We start from the raw sequence: 18,598 nt of genomic DNA, 5'->3' as shown, positions 1-18,598 counted from the left end.
GTGATCAGCCTTTCGCGGTGAGGTCGAGCGTCAGCTTCTTGAGGTCGAACGCTTCCGCGTAGCGCTGCCCGCATTCGATGCCGCGGATGCGGGCGAGGCCGAGGAAGGCTTCCCGGTCGTACCAGGGCCGGTGGCGCTGCGAAGGGTAGTTTTCCCGCAGCAGCCGGGCTTTTTCCTCGGCGCGCTCGGGGGAGAGCGGGACGTAGGCGGTGGGCCCGCCGAGGTCGCCGTCCCACTTGGCGATCTCGTACTCCAGCTGGAGGTGCGTGCGGAACACCGTGGGCACCAGGGTGGCCAGGCCGCGGTGGTCCTGGTGGGCGTCGGCCGTGCGCGGGGAGAGGACCAGCTCCGGATCGGTGCGCCGCCGCAGGTCCTCCAGCGCCTCCTTGGCCTCGTCCCAGTGCGCGGGGAACCGGCCATCGGGCAGTTTGAGCACGGTCACCTCGAGGTCGGCGCCCTGGCAGAAGGCGGCGAGCGCGGCGCGTTCCTCGGCCTCCCGTTCGGTACCGCCGCCGGAGAGCACCAGGGCGTCGACCCGGACGCCGGGATTGGCGTCGCACAACGTCAGCAGGGTGCCGCCCGCGCCGATGGCGATGTCGTCGCAGTGCGCGCCGAGCGCCACGACCCGGCCGAGCCCGCCGGTACCGAGGCCGATCACGCGATGCCCGCCGGTGCCGCCTCGCGCTCCCACAGCGCCCAGGGGCGCTCGCCGTGGGCGTAGGCGTCGTCCAGCTGGACGCGTTCCTTGACGGTGTCGGTCGGTTTCCAGAACCCGCGGTAGGGGTAGGCGAGCAGCTTGCCGCGCTTGGCGAGTTCGGCGCAGCCGTCGGCGACCAGGTCCCCGCCGGGCGGGATGTGGTCGAAGATCTCCTGCCGGAGCACGAAGTACCCGCCGTTCTCCCACAGCGGCATGTCGCTGACCGGGGTCAGCGCCCCGATCCGGCCGCCCTCGCCCAGCTCCACGCAGTGGAACGAGGACTGCGGTGGCACCACCATCATCGAGGCGCCGGCGTCGGAGCCGGTGAACCGCTCGATCATCTCCGGCAGCGGGGCGTCGGTGAGGACGTCGGCGTAGTTGGCCAGGAACACCTCGTCGCCGCCGAGGTGCGCCCGCACCCGGCGCAGCCGTTCGCCGATGGCCGATTCGAGTCCGGTCTGCACGAAGGAGATCGACCAGTCGGCGATGTCGGTGGAGAGCAGTTCCGTCTTGCCGCCCCGGAGCACGAAGTCGTTGGAAGCGGTTTCCTCGTAGTGCAGGAAGAATTCCTTGATGTGGTGCGCGCCGTAACCGAGGCAGAGGATGAACTCGTCGTGGCCGAAATGCGCGTAGTAACGCATCACGTGCCAGATCAGCGGTCTCGGTCCGACCATGGCCATCGGCTTGGGCACGTCGGAGGCGTCACCATTGCGCATCCGCATGCCGTACCCGCCGCAGAAGAGAACTACCTTCACTGCTGCACCTCGACGATTTCCAGGCGTGGAATGGGGAAGACGAGCTTTCCGCCCCACTCGCCGACGAAGGCCAGCTGGGCGGTGAGTTCCGTGCGGAGGTTCCACGGGAGGACGAGCACGAATTCGGGCCGGTCCGCGTTGAGGCGTTCCGGGGGCAGGATGGGGATCCGGGCGCCGGGGGTGTACCGGCCGTGCTTGTACGGGTTGCGGTCCACGGTGTAGGGCAGCACGTCCGGGCGGACACCGCAGTGGTTCAGCAGCGTGTTGCCCTTGCCGGGAGCGCCGTAGCCGACGACCGTCCGGCCCTCGAGCGCCGCGTCGGTGAGGAACTTGGTCAGTTCGAGCCGCACCCTGGTGACCCGTTCGGCGAATTCGGTGTACCCCGGCATCTCGTGCAACCCGGCGGCCTTCTCCGCGTCGAGCACGGCCAGCATCCGCTGGCTCGGCTCGCCGGCCACGGCGTCCGGGCGGGCCCACAGCCGGATCGACCCCCCGTGGGTGGGCAACTGCTCCACGTCCACCACGGACAGCCCGCCGCTGCGAAGCGCTCGCCGCGCGGATTCCACCGTGTAGTACTGGAAGTGCTCGTGGTAGATGGTGTCGTACTGGTTCTGCTGGATCAGCGTCAGCAGGTGCTGCACCTCGATGCTGACCCAGCCGTCCTCGGCGACGAGGGCGCGCAGGCCGCGGGTGAAGCCGATGATGTCCGGGATGTGGGCGTAGACGTTGTTCGCGACGACGAGGTCGGCGGGCCCGTGTTCCTCGCGGACCTCGAGCCCCGTTTCGGCGCTGAGGAAAGCGGTCCTGGTCGGCACCCCGGCCGACCGGGCGGCCTCACCGACGTTCACCGAGGGTTCCACGCCCAGGCACCGGATCCGCCGTTCCAGCACGTGTTTCAACAGATAGCCGTCATTGCTGGCGACTTCGACGACGAACGCGGATTCGCCGAGATCGAGGCGCGTGACGGCCTCGTCGACGAAATTCCTGGCGTGCTCGACCCAGGAGGTGGAAAACGACGAAAAGTAGGCGTATTCGGTGAATGTATCTTCGGGGGTGATCAACGGCGGAATCTGGGCGAGCAGGCATTCCGGGCAGATCCGCAGGTGCAGTGGGTAGGCCGGTTCCGGTTCCCCGAGTTGCGCCGCGGTGAGAAAACGCTCGCAGGGTGGCGTCGCCCCGAGGTCGACGACGCCGGCGAGCGGGGCCGAGCCGCAGAGTCGGCAGGTGATCATCGAGTCTCCTAGGCTCGCGTCGTGTATCCGACACGTCGGAGCCCCGGCCCCCCTCGTTACACGGTCCCGAAAACGTTCCCCGATGATTCCCGTTGTTTCGGCCATTGGCGCAAACACCTTCGGCCATCCGGGTGCGGGCAGCGCGCGGAATCGAGGTATCGGTTCGCCGAATTCATCATTCCGCACTAACGCATCCGGATCATTTTCGATCTTCGGCGAGTGCGCTCGCGGGACGGCGCGGTGGCGTCGCTGATTTCTCCGAAGTGGACCGGGTGCCCGGCAGCGGCCGAGACCGCCGTGTGCCGGCCGCTCTCAGCTCTGCCGGTGTGCCGCGATGTGGTCGCGGTACCAGTGGTAGCTGGCCCGCGGGGTGCGGCGCTGGGTCGGGTAGTCGACGTGCACCAGCCCGAACCGGTGCTTGTACCCGTGTGCCCATTCGAAGTTGTCCAGCAGCGACCAGCAGAAGTACCCGCGCAGGTCGACCCCCGCCGCCACGGCCGCCCTGGCCGCTTCGAGGTGCTCGCGCAGGAAGGTGATGCGCTGCTCGTCGGCGAATCCGCCCCGCTCGTCGACGAGGTCCGGGTACACGCAGCCGTTCTCGGTGACATACACCGGTGGCAGCCCGGCGTAGCGGTGGTGCAGGGCGACCAGGGCCTCGGTCAGGCCGTCCGGCTCGACCGGCCAGCCCATGCCCGTCCGCGGCACGTCCGGCAGGCGGGTGGTGTCCACCCCGATGTCGGCCGCCGTGCGGCGGGCCGGGTCCGGCTCGCGGTGGGGTGCGTCGGCGACGTGGAGCCGGTAGTAGTAGTTGACCCCCAGGTAGTCGAGCGGCTGCCCGATCGTTTCGAGGTCGCCGTCGCGGCGGAAGGAAAAGTCCGACACGCCCTCGAACATCGCGGTGAGCCCCGGCGCGTACCGGCCGCCGAACAGCGGGTCGGTGAACTGGCGGCGCAGCAGCGTGTCCTGCCGCTCGGCCGCGGCGGTGTCCGCGGCCGACGAGGTCACCGGCAGGGCGGGGGACTGGTTGAGCACGATCCCGAACCGGTGCCGGGAGGCCGCCTGTGCCCGCATCGCCCGTACCGCCAGGCCGTGGCCGAGCAGCAGGTGGTGGGCGGCGGCGAGCGCACCGTGCCCCTCCCGCGCGCCCGGTGCGTGCCGTCCTTCGCCGTAACCCGCGATGGCGCACGGGTACGGCTCGTTCAGCGTCGTCCAGTGGTCGACGACGTCACCGAGTTCCTGGTGCACCAGCGCCGCGTACTCGGCGAACCGCTCGGCGGTGCCGCGTGCCCGCCAGCCGCCCCCGTCCTCCAGGGCCTGCGGCAGGTCCCAGTGGTAGAGCGTCAGGAACGGCTCGATCCCCCGGTCCCGCAACCCTTCCACGAGGCGGCGGTAGAAGTCGAGACCGCGGCGTTCGGCCCGGCCGCGGCCGGACGGCTGCACGCGGGGCCACGACACGGAGAACCGGTAGGCGTCCACGCCGAGCCCGGTCAGCAGGTCGAGGTCCTGCGGCAGCCGGTGGTAGTGGTCCGCCGCCGGTTCGCCGGTGTCACCGCCGGCCACCGCACCGGGCAGGGTGGCGAAGGTGTCCCAGATGGACGGTCCGCGGCCGTCCGCGGTGGTGGCGCCCTCGATCTGGAACGCCGAGGTGGCCACGCCCCAGCGGAAGCCGGGCGGGAAAGTGGAAGTCACGGTGAGCTCCGGGAAGGTCAGCCCTTGAGCGCGCCCTGCATGATGCCGCCGACGATCTGGCGGCCGAACAGCAGGAACACGACGAGGACGGGGACGGTGCCGATGGTCGCGGCGGTGAGCACGAGGGTGTAGTCGGTGGTGTAACCGCTGGCCAGGGTGGACAGCGCGGTCTGCACGGTCGGGTTCTCCGGTACCAGCACCACCAGCGGCCAGAAGAAGTCGTTCCACGCCTGCATGAAGGTGAACAGCCCGAGCACCGCCGCGGCCGGGCGGGCGGTGGGCAGGGCGACGTGCCAGAACAGCCGCAGCGAGCCGCAGCCGTCCATCCGCCCGGCTTCGAGCAGTTCCAGCGGCAGCGCCCGCTCGAAGTACTGGCGCATGAAGAACACGCCGAAGGCGGTGACCAGGCCGGGCACGATCACCGCCTGCAACTGCCCGGCCCAGCCGAATTCGGCCATCATCATGTAGAGCGGCACGACGCCCAGTTCGGTGGGGATCGCCTGGGTGGCGATCACCACGAGCAGCAACGCGGTGCGCCCGCGGAAGCGCAGCTTGGCGAAGGCGAACCCCGCCAGCGTCGAGAACAGCACCACCGAAACGGTGATCGTGCCCGCGACGATGAGCGAGTTCCCCAGCGCCAGTGCGAAATCCGTCTCGTCGAAGACCCGGGCGATGTTCTCGAACAGGTGGCCGCCGGGCACCAGGACCGGTGGCACGCTGCCCACCGCCTCCGGCGTCTGCGAAGAGACGACCAGCGACCAGTACACCGGGAACGCCGAACCGGCCAGGATCGCGATCAGCGCCGCGTAGGTCCACGGGCTCGCGACCCGCCGGGCGAGCCGCCGGGCCCGGCTCGGCGGCCGGTCGGAGCCCACCGGCGCGGCGGGGGTCAGCACGGAGGTCATGTCCGCTCCTCAGTCCGTTCGGATGCGCCGGGTCACCAGGTACGACACGCCGGCGACGAGCATCGTGGCCGCCGCCAGCACCAGCGCGATCGCCGAGCTGTAGCCGAAGTCGTACTTGGTGAAGCCCTGTTCGTAGAGGTAGAGCGCGGCGGTCTGGAACTGCCGGTCGGAGCCGCCGGTGGCGGCCGCGGTGCCGGGGTTGAACAGCAGCGGCTCGGCGAGCAGCCGCATGTTCCCGGTCGTCGCGATCACCGTGGAGAAGATGATCTGCGGTCGCAGCAGCGGCACGGTGATCCGCCAGAACTGCTGCCAGCTGCGCGCGCCGTCGAGCGTGGCGGCTTCGTACGTGCTCGACGGGATCGCCTGCATCGACGCGAGGAAGATCAGCGCGTGGTAGCCGGTCCAGCGCCACACCACCATCGCCGCGATGGCGGTGTGCGAGCTGGCGGTGCCTGCCTGCCAGTCGATCTGACCGGCGCCGAACCAGCTCAGCACCCAGTTCACCAGCCCGAAGTCCCGGCCGAACAACTGCGCGAAGATGATCGTCACCGCCGCCACCGAGGTGATGTTCGGCAGGATCATCCCCATCCGGAACAGCGTCCGCCCGCGCAGCCTGCGGTTGAGCAGGTGCGCGATGCCGAGCGCGAACAGGATCTGCGGGATCGTGGTCAGCAGCCACAGGCTGACCGTGTTCCCCATCGCGTTCCAGAAGTACGGGTCGTGGAACAGCAACTGCTCGTAGTTGGCGAACCCGACGAACGACGCGCCCTCGGCGTCGAGCAGGTTGCGCTCCTGCAGCGACACCCAGGCGGTGTAGAGCAGCGGGAACAACCCGAAGACGCCGAAGACCAGGAAGTACGGGCTGATGAAGCCGAACGGCGAGAGCTTGACGTCCCAGTGGTGGCGCCGGTCGGCCCACCGCGACGGTGCGGCCATCAGCTCTGGAGCTTCCCGACGTCACCGACCAGCTGCTGCCAGGCCGCCGCGCCGTCCTGCTTGCCCTGTTCGACGCGCTGCATCGCGTTGCCGAACTCCGTCTGCACGTCACCGGCCTTCGGGCCCTGGTACTGCGGCTGCAGCTGCTTGGCCGCGTCGGTGAACAGCTTGCCGACGGGGGCGTTGTTGAAGAACGGGTTGGTGTAGCCGGCGATCTTCGGGTCGTCGTAGAGCGACGGCGCCGAGGGCAGCAGCCCTTCGCTGGTGAACACCTTCGCCTGCTGTTCGGGCGCGGTCAGCCACGCGGCGAGCTCGGCGGCTTCCTTGGTGTGCTTGCCCTGCTTGGGCACGGTCAGGTACGAGCCACCCCAGTTGCCGCCCCCGCCGGGCACGGCCGCGACGTCCCACTTGCCCGCGGTGTCCGGCGCCTTGTCCTTGATCTTGGTCATCATCCAGGCCGGGCAGGTGACGGTGGCGAACTGGCCCTGGCTGAAGCCGGTGTCCCAGGTGGGCGTGCTGTAGAGCAGCCCGGCCGAGAGGTTCGCCTGCACCGCGCCGACGACCAGGTCCCAGCCCGCCCGCAGCGCCGGGTTGCTGTCGACGACCAGCTTGTCGCTCTGGTCGTAGTAACCGGTCGGGGCCTGGCCGACGATCGCGTTGAGCACGGTCGGGCCGCCGTCCATCCACTTGACCCCGTTCGGCGCCGAAGCCTGGAAGCGCTTGCCCGTTTCGAAGAACGCCTCCCAGGTCGGCCAGAGCGCCGAGACGGCTTCGCGGTCGGCGGGCAGTCCGGCGGCCTCGAGCAGGTCGCGGCGGTAGCAGATGGCCAGGCCGCCGACGTCGGTGCCGTAGCCGATCTGCTTGCCGTCCCTGGCCAGGGAAGCGGCCCACTTCCAGTCCAGCCAGCGGTCCTTGAGCTGGGCGCCGCCGACGGTGTTGAGGTCGACGAACTTGTCCGGCGTCGCCTTGAACTGCGCGACGTACCCGGTGTCGACCGCCTCGATGTCCGCGGCCCCGCCCCCGGTCGCCAGGTGCGCGGCGAGGTTCTTGTGGTGGTCCGAGTAGGACGCGGTCCGCTCGGTGATCTCGATGTTCGGGTGCGAAGCCTGGTATTCCTCGAGCAATTCGGTGTAGCCGAACTTGCCGAAGAGGCCGAGGCTGAGCTTGATCTTGCCGCCGTCACCGCTGTCGCTGCAGGCGCTCAGCGCGGTGACCGCGGCCAGGGTGGCGCACACCCCGGTGAGCAGGCGGGTGCGGCGGGTTCTCGTTTTCGGGCGCATGAGATCTCCGTTGTTCTGCGGGCGCACTGGAACACCGCGGCCAGGACCGGCCGGGGCGGGAAAACGTGGCCCCTATGAGAGCGCTCCCAGTCCGGGTTAGTCAAGTAACGAAGCGATAACGCACATTGGGGTTTTACCAGGTCTGAGATCATGTGCTAGACATGTAACCGGTTACAAGCAGGAGGTCGGCATGGTCACCGCCCGCGAGGTCGCCGCGCTCTGCGGGGTCTCCGTCGCCACCGTGTCACGGGTGTTCAACCGCCCCGGCGCGGTCAGCGCGTCGACCCGCGAACGCGTCGAGCGCGTGGCCCGCGAACTCGACTTCTCGCCGAACGAATCGGCGCGGGCGTTGTCGCGGCAGCGGTCGGCGATGATCGGATTGGTCTGGGACACCGACCACCGCCGCCCCGGCTGGCGGCACCCGTTCCTCCAGGACCTGTTGCTGGGCCTCAAATCCGCGTTGAGCTCGCACGGCTACCACCTGCTCCTGCTGGCGACGAGCGACGACGCCCGCAACCGCACCCCCGGTGTGTCGCTGGCCGATCCGATCGCCTACGTCGGCATGACGCGCCGCCACCACCTGGCCGGGCTGGTGCTGATCGACAGCGGGTCGGACGCCGAGGCGTTCGGCGCGTTCGCCCAGTCCGGGCTGCCGTGCGTGGCGCTCGACGTGGCTGTTTCGGGGGAGAAGGCCACCTACGTGACTTCGGACAACGCCGCGGGCGCGGCCGAGGCCGTCCGGCACCTCGCCGCGCTCGGGCACGAGCGGATCGCCACGCTCACCGGCCCGCGCGGCAACGCGCCCGCCACCGCCCGCACCGAGGGCTACCTGCGCGGATTGGCGGACGCGGGCCTGCCGGTGCGCGACGACTACGTGGTCACCGGGGATTTCTACCGCGAGAGCGGGGTCGCCGGAACGCGGCGGCTGCTCGCCGTGGACGACCCCCCGACGGCCGTGTTCGCCGCCAGTGACGAAATGGCGATCGGCGCGCTGCTCGCCGCCCGCGCGGCCGGCTTGCGGGTGCCCGCCGACCTGGCCGTGGTCGGCTTCGACGACATCGAGGTCGCGGCACTGGTCGACCCCCCGCTCACCACGGTCGCCCAGGACAAGGCGGCCTTCGGCACGGCGGCAGCCGCGGCGCTGCTGGACATGATCGAAAACGCGGCGCCCCCTCAGCCGGTGCTGCTCCCCACCCGCCTGATCCTCCGCGACTCCTGCGGTGCTCCTGGCGGCCGGTGGCGGGAGTGAGGCTTACCGCTGCCGTGCTCGCTCCTCGGCTGCGTCCAGGGCGGGAGCGAGGGGGGCGAGTGCGGCGCGGAGCAGGCCGGGCAGTGAGCCGGACGGCACGACGAGGCCGCTGGGTGCCTCCGCCGGTACCCATCGGCCGAGGGCGACCCGGATCGCGGCGGCCACGCTCGCGGCGAGCACGCGGGCGGTCTCCGGGTCGCCGAGGCGCTGGGTGATCGCACCGGTGAGGGGGTCCTCGAGCGCGCTGGTGGTGCCGATGAACGCGTCACGCAGCGCGGGACGCGTGGTGATCAGCAGCAACGCGTCGCGATGGCGTTCCCCGGGATCGGTGTACTGCTCCACGACCGCGTCGGCCACCGCCTCGGCGAGGCCGACTCCAGCGGGCCGCGCGGTCACCGCGGCCGCTATCCGTGCTTCCCGTTCGGCGGTGACAGCCGCGACGATCGCCTGTTCACGACTGGAGAAGTAGTTGTTGTAGGTCCTCGGCGAGACTCCGGCCGCCTCGGCGATGTCGTCGACGCGCACGTTCTCGGGCCCGTGCGCCAGGGCCAGCCGCAGCGCTGCCTCGCGCAACGCCTCCTTGGTGGCCTGCTTCTTCTGTTCACGCAGCCCCGGCCGCCGTGTCGTCACGAACCGCAGTATTCCAGCGAATCTGCGTGGACGCAAACTTGCGTGCACGCAAGTTTCCCGCTTACTCTCGAGGTCCCACACGAAAGGACGAACTCATGCGGGCCAAGGGCATTGCCTACGACACCGGCTTCCTCAGCAACGGTGAGATCTCCCGGAAGGGCTTCGACCCCGAGCTGGTCGAGCGGGAACTGGCCATCATCCGGGACGACCTGCACTGCAACGCCGTGCACCTGGTCGGCGGCGATCCCGAGCGGCTGGAACTGGCGGCCCGCTGCGCCGCCGGACTCGGCCTGGAGGTCTGGTTCTCGCCCTACCCGCTGGACCTGACGCCCCCGGAGATGCTGTCGCTGTTCGCCGACTGCGCGCAGCGGGCCGAGCGGGTCCGGCGGACGGGCGCCGAAGTCGTGTTCGTCACCGGCGTCGAGCTGAGCCTCATGGCCAGGGGGTTCCTGCCCGGCGACACCATCACCGAGCGGCTCGGCCGCCTGTTCAGCCGGCCCGACGCCATCGGTGAGCGGACCGCCGAGGCGAGCGCCCGCCTCGACGACTTCCTCGGCGAGGCCGTGACCACGGTCCGCGAGCACTTCCACGGAAAGCTCACCTACGCCTGCATCCCGTTCGAGCGGATCGACTGGACCCCCTTCGACTTCATGTCGGTCGAGCTGATCCGATCCGCCGAGGTGGCCGACCGGTTCGCCGAAGGCGTGCGCAAGCTCGTGGCGCAGGGGAAACCCGTCGCGATCACCGGTTTCGGCACGGCCACCTGGCGCGGCTCCGGTGACACGGCGCCGCGCAGCATGGAGATCGTCGAACACGACGAGACCGGCCGCCCGGTCCGGCTGAACGGGGAGTACGACCGCGACGAGGCCGGACAGGCCACCTACCTGCGGGAGTTGCTGGAGGTCTTCGACGCCGCGGGTGTCGACGGCGCCTTCGTCCACCTCTTCGCGCTCTACGACTACCCGCACCGTCCCGGCGACCCCCGCCGCGACCTGGACCTGGCCAGCCTCGGCATCGTCAAGGTCCTCGAAGACGGCACCGGCGACACCTATCCGGGCATGCCGTGGGAACCCAAGGCCGCCTTCACCGCGGTGGCCGGCCACTACCGCGACTGATCGGTGTTGCGCCACGGCCCGCTCGTGACGTTTCTCCACCAGTGTTCCAGTCGGGAAGGACGGTCCAAGCGTGGAGTTCGAACAGTTCGTGGCTGACCGGCTGCCGGGGTTCCTCCGGTACGCCGCCGCGCTGACCGGTCAGCGTGAACTCGCCCAGGACGTGGTGCAGGACGCGCTGGTCCGGGCGCACGCCCGCTGGCGCCGGATCGGCGCGATGGACTCGCCGGAGCACTACGTCAAGCGGATGATCACCACCGAGTACCTGTCCTGGCGCCGCCGCTGCGGGCGCCAGGCGGGGCTGCTGGCCCGCCGGGCCGGGGAGCTGGCCCAGGCACCGGTGGCCGATCACGCCGTGGCGGCGGTGGAACGGTCGGCACTGGCCCAGCGGCTCGCCGAGCTGCCGCCCAAGCAGCGGGCGGTGCTGGTGCTGGGTTTCTACGAAGGTCTCGGCGATCCCGCGATCGCCGAACTGGTCGGCTGTTCCGCCGCCTCCGTCCGCGTCTACCGAGCACGGGCGCTGGCTGCGTTGCGCACGCAGCACGCGCCCGCCATGGCCGAGGAGAGCCGATGAACATGCCATCGCAGGTGTCCGCCGTTTTCGAGGCCGACAGCGAACGAGTGCCCGACGCCGCCCGGGTACTGGAGGGCATTCGCGGCGGCATCGACCGGCGCCGCCGGCGGGGCCGGGCGCAGCGGATGGCCGGTGCCGCCGTGCTGGTGCTCGCCCTGCTGCTCGGCGTCACCCTCGCCGGGCAGCGCGCGGAACCACCGGCCACGGTCGCGTCGGGCGCAGGGGAGTGGCGGACCAGCCTGGACCTGGACTGGGTGCCGCCGGGGCTGACCGATCCGGCGCTGCTGCTCGGGCGGGACGCGGAGTCGATCCACTACTCCACTCCGGCCGGGGTCTACCTGCGGATCGAGCTGACCGGCCTCGGCCGCCCACCGCGGCTGGACCTGCCGGGCTGGCAGCAGCTGTCCGTCGGCGGCCGTCCGGCGGCGGTGGCCGACGCGCCCACCCGCTCGCTGGTGAAGCTCCAGCTGCCCTCCGGGCGCTGGGCGGAGGTCGAGTACGGCACGTCGCGCCCGGGCGGACCGGCCACGCAGCCCGCCGCGCGCCAAACCGCGGTGCAGGTCGCCGATTCGCTGCGAGAGCGGGCCGGTGACCGGATCGATCCGCGGATCACGCTGGCGCACCTGCCCGCGGGGGCCGAGATCACCGGCGTGGAGGTCGGCACCGGCGTCCACCCCGTCCGGCGGCTGTACGTCTCGGTCGGACCGCCCGTGCCGCCGCGGGTCGGCGACTGCCGCACCGAGGACGGCATCACCACCGAATGCGCCGTGGTCGAACAGCAGCGGTTCACCATTTCGCTGGGCGAGCCGAGTCCGGCGCCCACCGGCCGGTCCACCGTCGTCCGCGGGGTGAGCGGGTTCTTCTACAACCAGGGTTCCGCGCTGTCGGTGCCGGAACTGGAAGGCGTGGGGGTGCAGGTGCAGGCGGCCGAACCGGTCACCGGCGACGAACTGATCAGGATCGCCGAAGGCGTGCGGGCGGGATAACGGCCCGGCCGCACGTGGCCCCGCCACCCGTCGCCCGGGTGGCGGGGCCGCGGTTCAGCTGGTGCGCAGGCGATCCGCGGCCCACACCGCGTACTGGTTCTTCGACGGCGGCGCACCCGGTTCCGTGGTGTTGCCGTAGACGAGCACGCTTTCGGCGCTGGTCCGGCCCTTCGGGCGGAACTGGACCAGGGAAACCCAGGTGTCACCGAGGACCTTCTCGAAGCCCTCCGCGGTGAGCGCGACTTCGAAGGACTTCAGCACACCGACCACACCGGAACCGCCGTCGGCGGGGATCGCGTCCCTGCCGGCGCCCAGGGTGAGAGCCCGCCCGATGGAGAGGCCGAGCGGCACCCCGGCGTCGGCGAACGCCTTCTTGGCCAGGCGCAGGGTGGCCACGCCCGCGGCCGGGTCCGCCAGGCCGCGGGGCACGCCACCGGGTTCGGGCACGTGGGCGAACAACGCCTTGCTGCCGATGCCCTCGATGTTGAGCACGCTCCACAGGTAGAACAGCGGGTAACCGCCGCTGTCGGAGTGGGCGCACCGGTCCCAGCGGCGCAGCACCGCCACCGCGTCCCGCAGGTCCGGCTCCGCCGCGGCGGCCCGGCACAGGTCGTCGAGCACGGCGTCGGCCAGCAGCGCGCGCTTGCTGAACTTCAGGCCGCGCAGCTCGTCCGGGGTGATCTTCCGCTGCGTGCGGAGCCAGTTCCGGGAGGCGATCGGGCGGAAGTCGTCGACCTGTTCGACGCCGGGGGCGATCCCGGACGGCCACGCCCGGGCGTCCAGCGGTGGCGAGGTGTAGAGCCAGGGCGTCTCGTTGCAGTTCTGCACCCACCCGCACTCCGGGTTGATCACCCGCGGCATCGCGCTCGCCGGGTGGACCCGTTCCCAGCGCCACCGGGGGTCGTCACCGGGGAGGCGGCGCGTGCCGGCGGCGAAGTCGTCCCGCACCGGCGGGGTGCCGCAGTACAGGGCGCCGATCGACCCCCGCGCGTCCGCGGCGATCACGTTGAACAGCGGCAGCGGCGCTTCGTCGTGGGTGGCGAACAGCTCTTCGACGCTGGTGGCCAGCGACATCCGCCACCAGCCCTCCAGCGCCGACGTCGCCGGGTGGTGCAGCACACCGGCGATGCGCACGGCGACCTCCGTGCCGTCCGGCGCGGTCACCACCGGGCCGTGGACGCTCCGCCGTTCGAGCACCGTGACCGGTTCGGCGCCGAGCACCTCGATCCGGTGCTCGGTCACCTCCAGTTCACGCTGCCTGCCGTCGAAGGTGTACCGGTCGCCGGTGAGCCCGAGGTCGTAGACCGACATGTTCGGCACGGGATTGACCGTGTGCCCCCAGCCGAGGGCCGGGCTGTACCCCATGTTCTGCCAGGGCAGCCCCAGCAGCGCGGCACCGTGGAACTCGCGCCCGGGGTGGCGCGTGCGGAATTCGAAGAACCGCTGGTAGCCCCGCCACACCAGGTGCGGGTTGATCACCAGCATGGCGTGGCCGGTGGCGGATCGCTTGCCGGACACCGCCCAGCCGTTCGAACCGGCCGAGCCGGCGAACTGCTCCGGCGGGAACGCCAGCCCACGCGGGTCCATGGTGGTGAACCGCACGAAGACCCGCAGCAGGTGCGCGATCACGTCCCGGGGCACGACCGGCAGCACCGCTCGCCGTGCCCCGCCGAGGGCGGTGTTCTCCGCGCACGCGGCGTTGAAGCCGTCGCAGAAGGAGGCGATGCGCCGCCGGGTTTCCGGTGCCTGCGCACGCAACCACACCTCGGTCATGGCGCTCAGCCCGAGCTTGGCGGTGAACTCGTCCTCGTCCAGGAAGTCCGGGCCCCAGAGCGCGGCGGCCCCGCCGCGGGCGACACCGTAGACCTCCAGGATCTGGCTCGCGTTGGCCCGCGCCTGGGCGTAGCCGACGCCGTGGGTGACTTCGAACTCGTCCGCGCCCACGATGGTCGGGACCGCCCACCGGTCCCAGGTGATCCGCACCCGTGTCCTCCTCGGTTCCCGGCCGGGCCCCGCCGCGGCGGTGGCCGGGGCCGTCGTCGTCACCAGTGCCGCGGCACCCGCCGCCCCGCGCAACACGGTCCTGCGGGGAACGCTGTTCTCCTCCGGCATGCAGCCTCCATCGACGAATCGCCCGACGCGCGCCCGGTTTGGCACGTCCTGTCCTTGAGTGGCATCATGTCACTAAGTGACAGAGGACGCCACCCGCCGCGCCTCGTGAACCCGACCCGGAAAGGCCCAGGAATTCATGGCACGCTTGCTCTACCGCATCGGCTTCGGCGCGCACCGCCACCGACTGCTGGTCATCTCGGTGTGGCTGCTGGTGCTCGCGGGCACCGCGATCGGTGCGAGCACGCTGGCCGGTACCACGTCGACCACGGTGTCCATCCCGGGTCAGGAATCCACCACGGCCCTCGAGCGCATCGAGGACGAGTTCGGCTCCCGTGGCGCCACCGCCAAGGTCGTCGTCCGCACGCCGGAAGCACGGGGCCTGACCGACCCGGGGCGGGCCGCGGCCGTCCACGGGCTCATCGCCGAGCTCGGCGCCGTGCCGGGGGTGGCCGCGGTCAGCGACCCGCTCCAGCCGTCGGCTCCCGCGGTCGACCCCGAACTCGAAACCGCCTACAGCACCGTCACCTTCACCACCCCGGTCATCGAAGTCACGCCCGAGCAGCGGGAGGCCGTGCTCACCGCGGCAGGCAACGCCCGCGCGACCGGCCTGACCGTCGAGGTCACCGGGGAAGCCATGACCGAGGTGGAGGACTCGGGGCACCTCGCCGAAGTCGTCGGGGTGGCCGCCGCCCTCCTGGTGCTGGCGGTCACCTACGGCTCGCTGGTGGTGGCCGGGATGAACCTGCTCACCGCCGGGATCGGGGTCGGCATCGGCGCGCTCGGCATCACCATCGCCACCGGCTTCGCCGAACTCCAGGCCACGACGCCGGTCCTGGCCACGATGCTGGGGCTGGCCGTCGGAATCGACTACGCGCTGTTCATCATCAACCGGTTCCGGCAGGAGGTGCGCGGCGGCGCCGAGGTGGGCCCCGCCATCGCCACGGCGGCGGGCACCGCGGGCTCCGCGGTCGTCACGGCCGGGCTCACGGTGGTCATCGCCCTGGTCGGCCTCGCCGTCGTGGGCATTCCGTTCCTGACCCAGATGGGCGTCGCCGCGGCCGCGACCGTCGTGGTGGCCGTGCTCATCGCCGTCACGCTCGTTCCCGCCGTGCTCAGCTACGTCGGCGAGCGCATCCTTCCCCGGCGCCGGGCCGGCTCCGCCGAACGCGGCTTCTACCGCGGCTGGGCGAAGGGCCTCGTCCGGGGCCGGGTGCTCGCGCTGCTGGTGACCGTGGTGGGGCTGGGAATCGTCGCCGTGCCACTGTTCTCCCTGCAGACCGCGCTCATCGCGCCGCCGCCCGAGGGGACCACGCAGGCCCGTGCCGAGCAGTTGATCGCCGAGAACTTCGGCGAGGGGATGAACGGCCCGCTGGCCGTCCTGGTCGAGGGCGGCAACGCGCCCGCGGCGGCCGCCCTGGCCGCGGGAGCGATCCGGCCACTGGACGGCGTCGCCGCCGTCTCACCCGCCGCGCCGAACGCCGACGGCACCGCCGCGCTGCTCACCGTCGTCCCGGAATCCGGCCCCACCAGCGAAGCCACCAGGGAACTGGTCGCCGCCCTGCGGACGGCACTGGCCGATCTGCCCGGGGCGGAGGCTTCGGTGACCGGGCCCACCGCGGTGAGCCTGGACGTGGCGAAGAGCCTCGACGACGCGCTGCCGGTCTACCTGGTGGTGGTCGTCGGCCTGGCGCTGCTGCTGCTCGTGCTGGTGTTCCGGTCGGTGCTGGTGCCGCTGATCGGCGTGCTCGGTTTCCTGCTGACCATCGGCGCGGCACTCGGCGCGACCACCGCGGTGTTCCAGTGGGGCTGGCTGGCCGGCGCGATCGGCCTCGGCACCGTCGGGCCGGTGGCCAGCCTGACACCGATCATGGTGGTCGGCATCCTCTTCGGGCTCGCCATGGACTACCAGGTCTTCCTGGTGTCGCAGATGCACGAGGCGCACCACCGCGGGGTGCGGGCCCGCGACGCCGTCGTGTCCGGCTTCCGGCAGGCGGCCCCGGTCGTGGTCGCCGCGGCGCTGATCATGTTCTCGGTCTTCGCCGGTTTTGTGCCCGCCGACAACGCCACGCTCAAGTCGATCGCCTTCGCGCTGGCGTCGGGCATCCTGGTGGACGCGTTCCTGGTCCGCATGGTGCTGGTGCCCGCCGCGCTGGCGCTGCTCGGCGAACGCGCGTGGTGGCTGCCCCGCTGGCTGCGCTGGCTCCCCGCCCTCGACGTCGAAGGCGGTGCGCTGGCGGACCGGCCCGGCCCGGCGCTCGTGCCCTGACGCCGTGCTCAGCCGCCGGTGGCGGGGTGGCCGATCACCCCGCCACCGGCGGCGGCCCGCAGGGCCCGCGCGAGCCGTCCCTGCGGCCTCCTGAGCTCGTCGAGGCTGACACCGGCGAGGTACTGCTCGCTGACCTCCTCGTTCAGCACACGCAGGACCGCACCGGCCTCCGCCACCTGGAGCCTGACCTCGAAGTCGCCGGGGGAGCGCCCCAGCCGCTCGGCGACGAGCCCGGCCAGCTTCCCCTCGGCCTGGTGGCAGGCCATCAGCCAGGCGGTGCGCAACGCCGGTTCGGTCTTGCCCAGCACGATCATCTTCATCGCCGCGATGTCGTCCGGGTCGAACGGCGGCTCGTCCTTCTGCCGCCTGCCCACCTTGGTGGCGAGGTGGTCGAGCATGGAGCGCTCCGGTGGCCAGTCCTGGAGCAGGTCGACGAACTTGTCCACGTTCTGCGCGACGATCGGCTCGGCGCAGGCTTCCTTGCTGCGGAAGTGCCGCCAGATCGTGCGCACCGACAGCCCGACCGCGTCGGCGATCTGCTCGCCGGTGGTGCCGGCCACCCCGTGCTGCCAGAACAGGTTCGCGGCCTCCCGGGAGATCTCCAGCTGGAGCCGGTGACGGCGCCGGTCGCTCATGCCACCCGTCTTGTGCTCGTCCGTCGTCCGCTCGGCCATGGCTGCACACCTCGTCACGCTGGGAAGGAGTGACATTGTGTCACCCAGGGACAGGAGCGCGGTGCCGGGTGCTCCGCGAAGCGGAAGACCGGAGCACGGCCGGACGTTGCTCCGGCCATGAAGATCGGCGAAGCCGCCAGGATCAGCGGCGTGAGCGCGCGTTCCCTGCGGCACTACGAGGAAGCGGGCCTGATCGTGCCCGGCCGCTGCGGCAACGGCTTCCGCGACTACTGCCGGTCCACCATCGACCGGGTGCTCGTCATCCGCTCGCTGCTGGAATCCGGGCTGCCCCTGCGCTTGGCCGGGGAGGCCGCCGACGGGAACACGGGCGTGGCGTTCCTGCGCGAGGTGCAGGCCCATCGCGATCGGCTGGCCGCGCGCATCGCCGCGCTCAGCGAGCAGCAGGCGGCACTCGAGGACTACCTGCGGGAGGCCCGCCGCACCGGCGCTTGACCTTGACGCAGGTGTGAAGCTCCTACGTTCGGCGCGTGCAGAACAACGAACAGACCGGACGAGCACTGGTGCAGCGGTCCGATCGGGGGCCGGCGGACCTGACGCTGACCGCCGATCGGCGCCGTCCCGTGCCGGGGCCCGGCGAGTACCTGGTCCGCGTGGGTGCCGCCGGGATCAACTTCGCCGACGTCATGCAGACCCGCGGGACCTACGGAGGCGGCCCGCGGGCACCCTACGTGGCGGGCTTCGAAGCCGCCGGGGAGATCGTGGGCGTCGGCCCGGGCGTCGGCGACCCCTGGCCGCTGGGCACCCACGTCGTCGGCGTCGGCCCGGGCGCCTTCGCGCAGTTCATGACGATGCCCGCCGCCGGAGTCCTCCCCGTACCCGCCGGGTGGAGCGACGCCGAAGCCCTCGGCCTGGTGCTGAACTGGGCCACCGCCTTGGCGGCGCTGAAGCCCCTCGGCCGCCTCGAAGCCGGTGAAGTGGTGCTCGTCCACGCCGCGGCCGGAGGCGTGGGGCAGGCCGCGGTCCGCCTCGCTCGCCACTACGGCGCCCACGTGCTCGCCACGGCGTCACCCGCCAAGCACGACACCGTCAAAGCGCTCGGCGCCGGCGAAGTGCTGGACAGCGCCCGCCCCGGACTGGCCGCGGAACTCGGCCGCCGGGTCGACCTGGTCCTGGAATCGGTGGGACGGGCCACGTTCGGTACCAGTCTGTCGGTCACCAAACCGTTCACCGGCCGGATCGTCGTCTTCGGCGCCGCTTCCGGCGACGCCACCCTGAGCACGCACGACCTGGTCTTCACCCACCAGGTCCAGGTCAAGGGCCTGCACATCGGCGCGCTGGCCGCCGCGGCGCCCGCCCTGTACCAGTCGCTGCTGGCCGAGCTCGAAGCACTCATCGCCGCGGGCGTGTACCCGCCCGGCACCCCGCGGGTCCACCCGCTGGCCGACGGCCCGGCAGTGCTGCGGCAACTCGAAAGTGGACAGACCGTCGGCAAGCACGCCCTCGATCCCTGGCGCTGACGCAGTCCAGCGGCCGCCTGCCC

Annotated in this window: 17 protein-coding genes; 7 read left to right on the top strand and 10 right to left on the bottom strand. The window is 71.5% G+C overall.

Annotated features, from left to right (window positions below):
* Window positions 1-4 precede the first annotated feature (4 nt).
* From AC07EG_RS20515 to AC07EG_RS20485, 7 genes are all read right to left on the bottom strand, one after another.
* A complete protein-coding gene (locus AC07EG_RS20515; RefSeq protein ID WP_478254727.1) occupies window positions 5-658 on the bottom strand; it encodes a PIG-L deacetylase family protein in 654 nt (217 codons plus the stop codon).
* Complete coding sequence (locus tag AC07EG_RS20510; RefSeq protein ID WP_478254726.1) at window positions 655-1,452, bottom strand: glycosyltransferase family protein; 798 nt, start codon at window positions 1,450-1,452, stop codon at window positions 655-657. Before AC07EG_RS20510 ends, AC07EG_RS20515 begins: the two co-directional genes overlap by 4 nt.
* Window positions 1,449-2,684, bottom strand: a complete 1,236-nt coding sequence (locus AC07EG_RS20505) for a class I SAM-dependent methyltransferase (protein WP_478254725.1) — start codon at window positions 2,682-2,684, stop codon at window positions 1,449-1,451. Before AC07EG_RS20505 ends, AC07EG_RS20510 begins: the two co-directional genes overlap by 4 nt.
* Window positions 2,685-2,996: 312 nt before the next feature.
* Entirely contained in the window at window positions 2,997-4,373 is a 1,377-nt protein-coding gene (locus tag AC07EG_RS20500) for a GH1 family beta-glucosidase (protein ID WP_478254724.1), read from the bottom strand.
* A gap of 17 nt (window positions 4,374-4,390) precedes the next feature.
* The gene (locus AC07EG_RS20495) at window positions 4,391-5,278 is read right to left on the bottom strand and encodes a carbohydrate ABC transporter permease (RefSeq protein WP_478254723.1); all 888 of its coding nucleotides are present in this window, start codon (window positions 5,276-5,278) and stop codon (window positions 4,391-4,393) included.
* 9 nt (window positions 5,279-5,287) lie between these two features.
* The gene (locus AC07EG_RS20490; RefSeq protein WP_478254722.1) at window positions 5,288-6,214 is read right to left on the bottom strand and encodes a carbohydrate ABC transporter permease; all 927 of its coding nucleotides are present in this window, start codon (window positions 6,212-6,214) and stop codon (window positions 5,288-5,290) included.
* Window positions 6,214-7,494: an ABC transporter substrate-binding protein gene (locus AC07EG_RS20485; RefSeq protein WP_478254721.1), complete on the bottom strand. Its 1,281-nt coding sequence runs from the start codon at window positions 7,492-7,494 to the stop codon at window positions 6,214-6,216. Before AC07EG_RS20485 ends, AC07EG_RS20490 begins: the two co-directional genes overlap by 1 nt.
* 190 nt (window positions 7,495-7,684) lie before the next feature.
* Here AC07EG_RS20485 and AC07EG_RS20480 point away from each other — a divergent pair, with 190 nt between their 5' ends.
* Window positions 7,685-8,743: a LacI family DNA-binding transcriptional regulator gene (locus tag AC07EG_RS20480; protein WP_478254720.1), complete on the top strand. Its 1,059-nt coding sequence runs from the start codon at window positions 7,685-7,687 to the stop codon at window positions 8,741-8,743.
* 3 nt (window positions 8,744-8,746) lie between these two features.
* Here the strand turns inward: AC07EG_RS20480 and AC07EG_RS20475 are convergent, their stop codons facing one another.
* Window positions 8,747-9,373, bottom strand: a complete 627-nt coding sequence (locus AC07EG_RS20475) for a TetR/AcrR family transcriptional regulator (protein ID WP_478254719.1) — start codon at window positions 9,371-9,373, stop codon at window positions 8,747-8,749.
* Window positions 9,374-9,468: 95 nt separating this feature from the next.
* On the opposite strand from AC07EG_RS20475, the gene AC07EG_RS20470 reads away from it, so the two are divergent.
* The 3 genes from AC07EG_RS20470 to AC07EG_RS20460 all read left to right on the top strand — a co-directional run bounded on the left by AC07EG_RS20470 (window position 9,469) and on the right by AC07EG_RS20460 (window position 12,045).
* The gene (locus AC07EG_RS20470) at window positions 9,469-10,488 is read left to right on the top strand and encodes a hypothetical protein (RefSeq protein ID WP_478254718.1); all 1,020 of its coding nucleotides are present in this window, start codon (window positions 9,469-9,471) and stop codon (window positions 10,486-10,488) included.
* A gap of 70 nt (window positions 10,489-10,558) precedes the next feature.
* Window positions 10,559-11,059 (top strand): sigma-70 family RNA polymerase sigma factor, encoded by a 501-nt coding sequence (locus AC07EG_RS20465; RefSeq protein WP_478254717.1) that lies wholly within the window; start codon window positions 10,559-10,561, stop codon window positions 11,057-11,059.
* Entirely contained in the window at window positions 11,056-12,045 is a 990-nt protein-coding gene (locus tag AC07EG_RS20460) for a hypothetical protein (protein ID WP_478254716.1), read from the top strand. Before AC07EG_RS20465 ends, AC07EG_RS20460 begins: the two co-directional genes overlap by 4 nt.
* Before the next feature lie 54 nt (window positions 12,046-12,099).
* Here the strand turns inward: AC07EG_RS20460 and AC07EG_RS20455 are convergent, their stop codons facing one another.
* On the bottom strand, window positions 12,100-14,157 hold the full coding sequence (locus AC07EG_RS20455; RefSeq protein WP_478254715.1) for a penicillin acylase family protein: 2,058 nt from the start codon (window positions 14,155-14,157) through the stop codon (window positions 12,100-12,102).
* A gap of 136 nt (window positions 14,158-14,293) precedes the next feature.
* On the opposite strand from AC07EG_RS20455, the gene AC07EG_RS20450 reads away from it, so the two are divergent.
* Window positions 14,294-16,423: an MMPL family transporter gene (locus AC07EG_RS20450; RefSeq protein ID WP_478254714.1), complete on the top strand. Its 2,130-nt coding sequence runs from the start codon at window positions 14,294-14,296 to the stop codon at window positions 16,421-16,423.
* Window positions 16,424-16,431: 8 nt separating this feature from the next.
* Here the strand turns inward: AC07EG_RS20450 and AC07EG_RS20445 are convergent, their stop codons facing one another.
* Window positions 16,432-17,097 (bottom strand): TetR/AcrR family transcriptional regulator, encoded by a 666-nt coding sequence (locus AC07EG_RS20445; protein ID WP_478254713.1) that lies wholly within the window; start codon window positions 17,095-17,097, stop codon window positions 16,432-16,434.
* 117 nt (window positions 17,098-17,214) lie between these two features.
* On the opposite strand from AC07EG_RS20445, the gene AC07EG_RS20440 reads away from it, so the two are divergent.
* Both AC07EG_RS20440 and AC07EG_RS20435 read left to right on the top strand, forming a co-directional pair.
* A complete protein-coding gene (locus AC07EG_RS20440) occupies window positions 17,215-17,550 on the top strand; it encodes a MerR family transcriptional regulator (protein WP_478254712.1) in 336 nt (111 codons plus the stop codon).
* 35 nt (window positions 17,551-17,585) lie between these two features.
* Window positions 17,586-18,575, top strand: a complete 990-nt coding sequence (locus tag AC07EG_RS20435; protein ID WP_478254711.1) for a zinc-binding dehydrogenase — start codon at window positions 17,586-17,588, stop codon at window positions 18,573-18,575.
* The last annotated feature ends 23 nt before the right edge of the window (window positions 18,576-18,598 follow it).

The sequence above is a fragment of the Amycolatopsis sp. NPDC045836 genome (assembly GCF_056431745.1).
The sequence above is the reverse complement of the archived record's forward strand: the minus strand, read 5'-3'. Positions and strand labels throughout refer to the sequence as shown.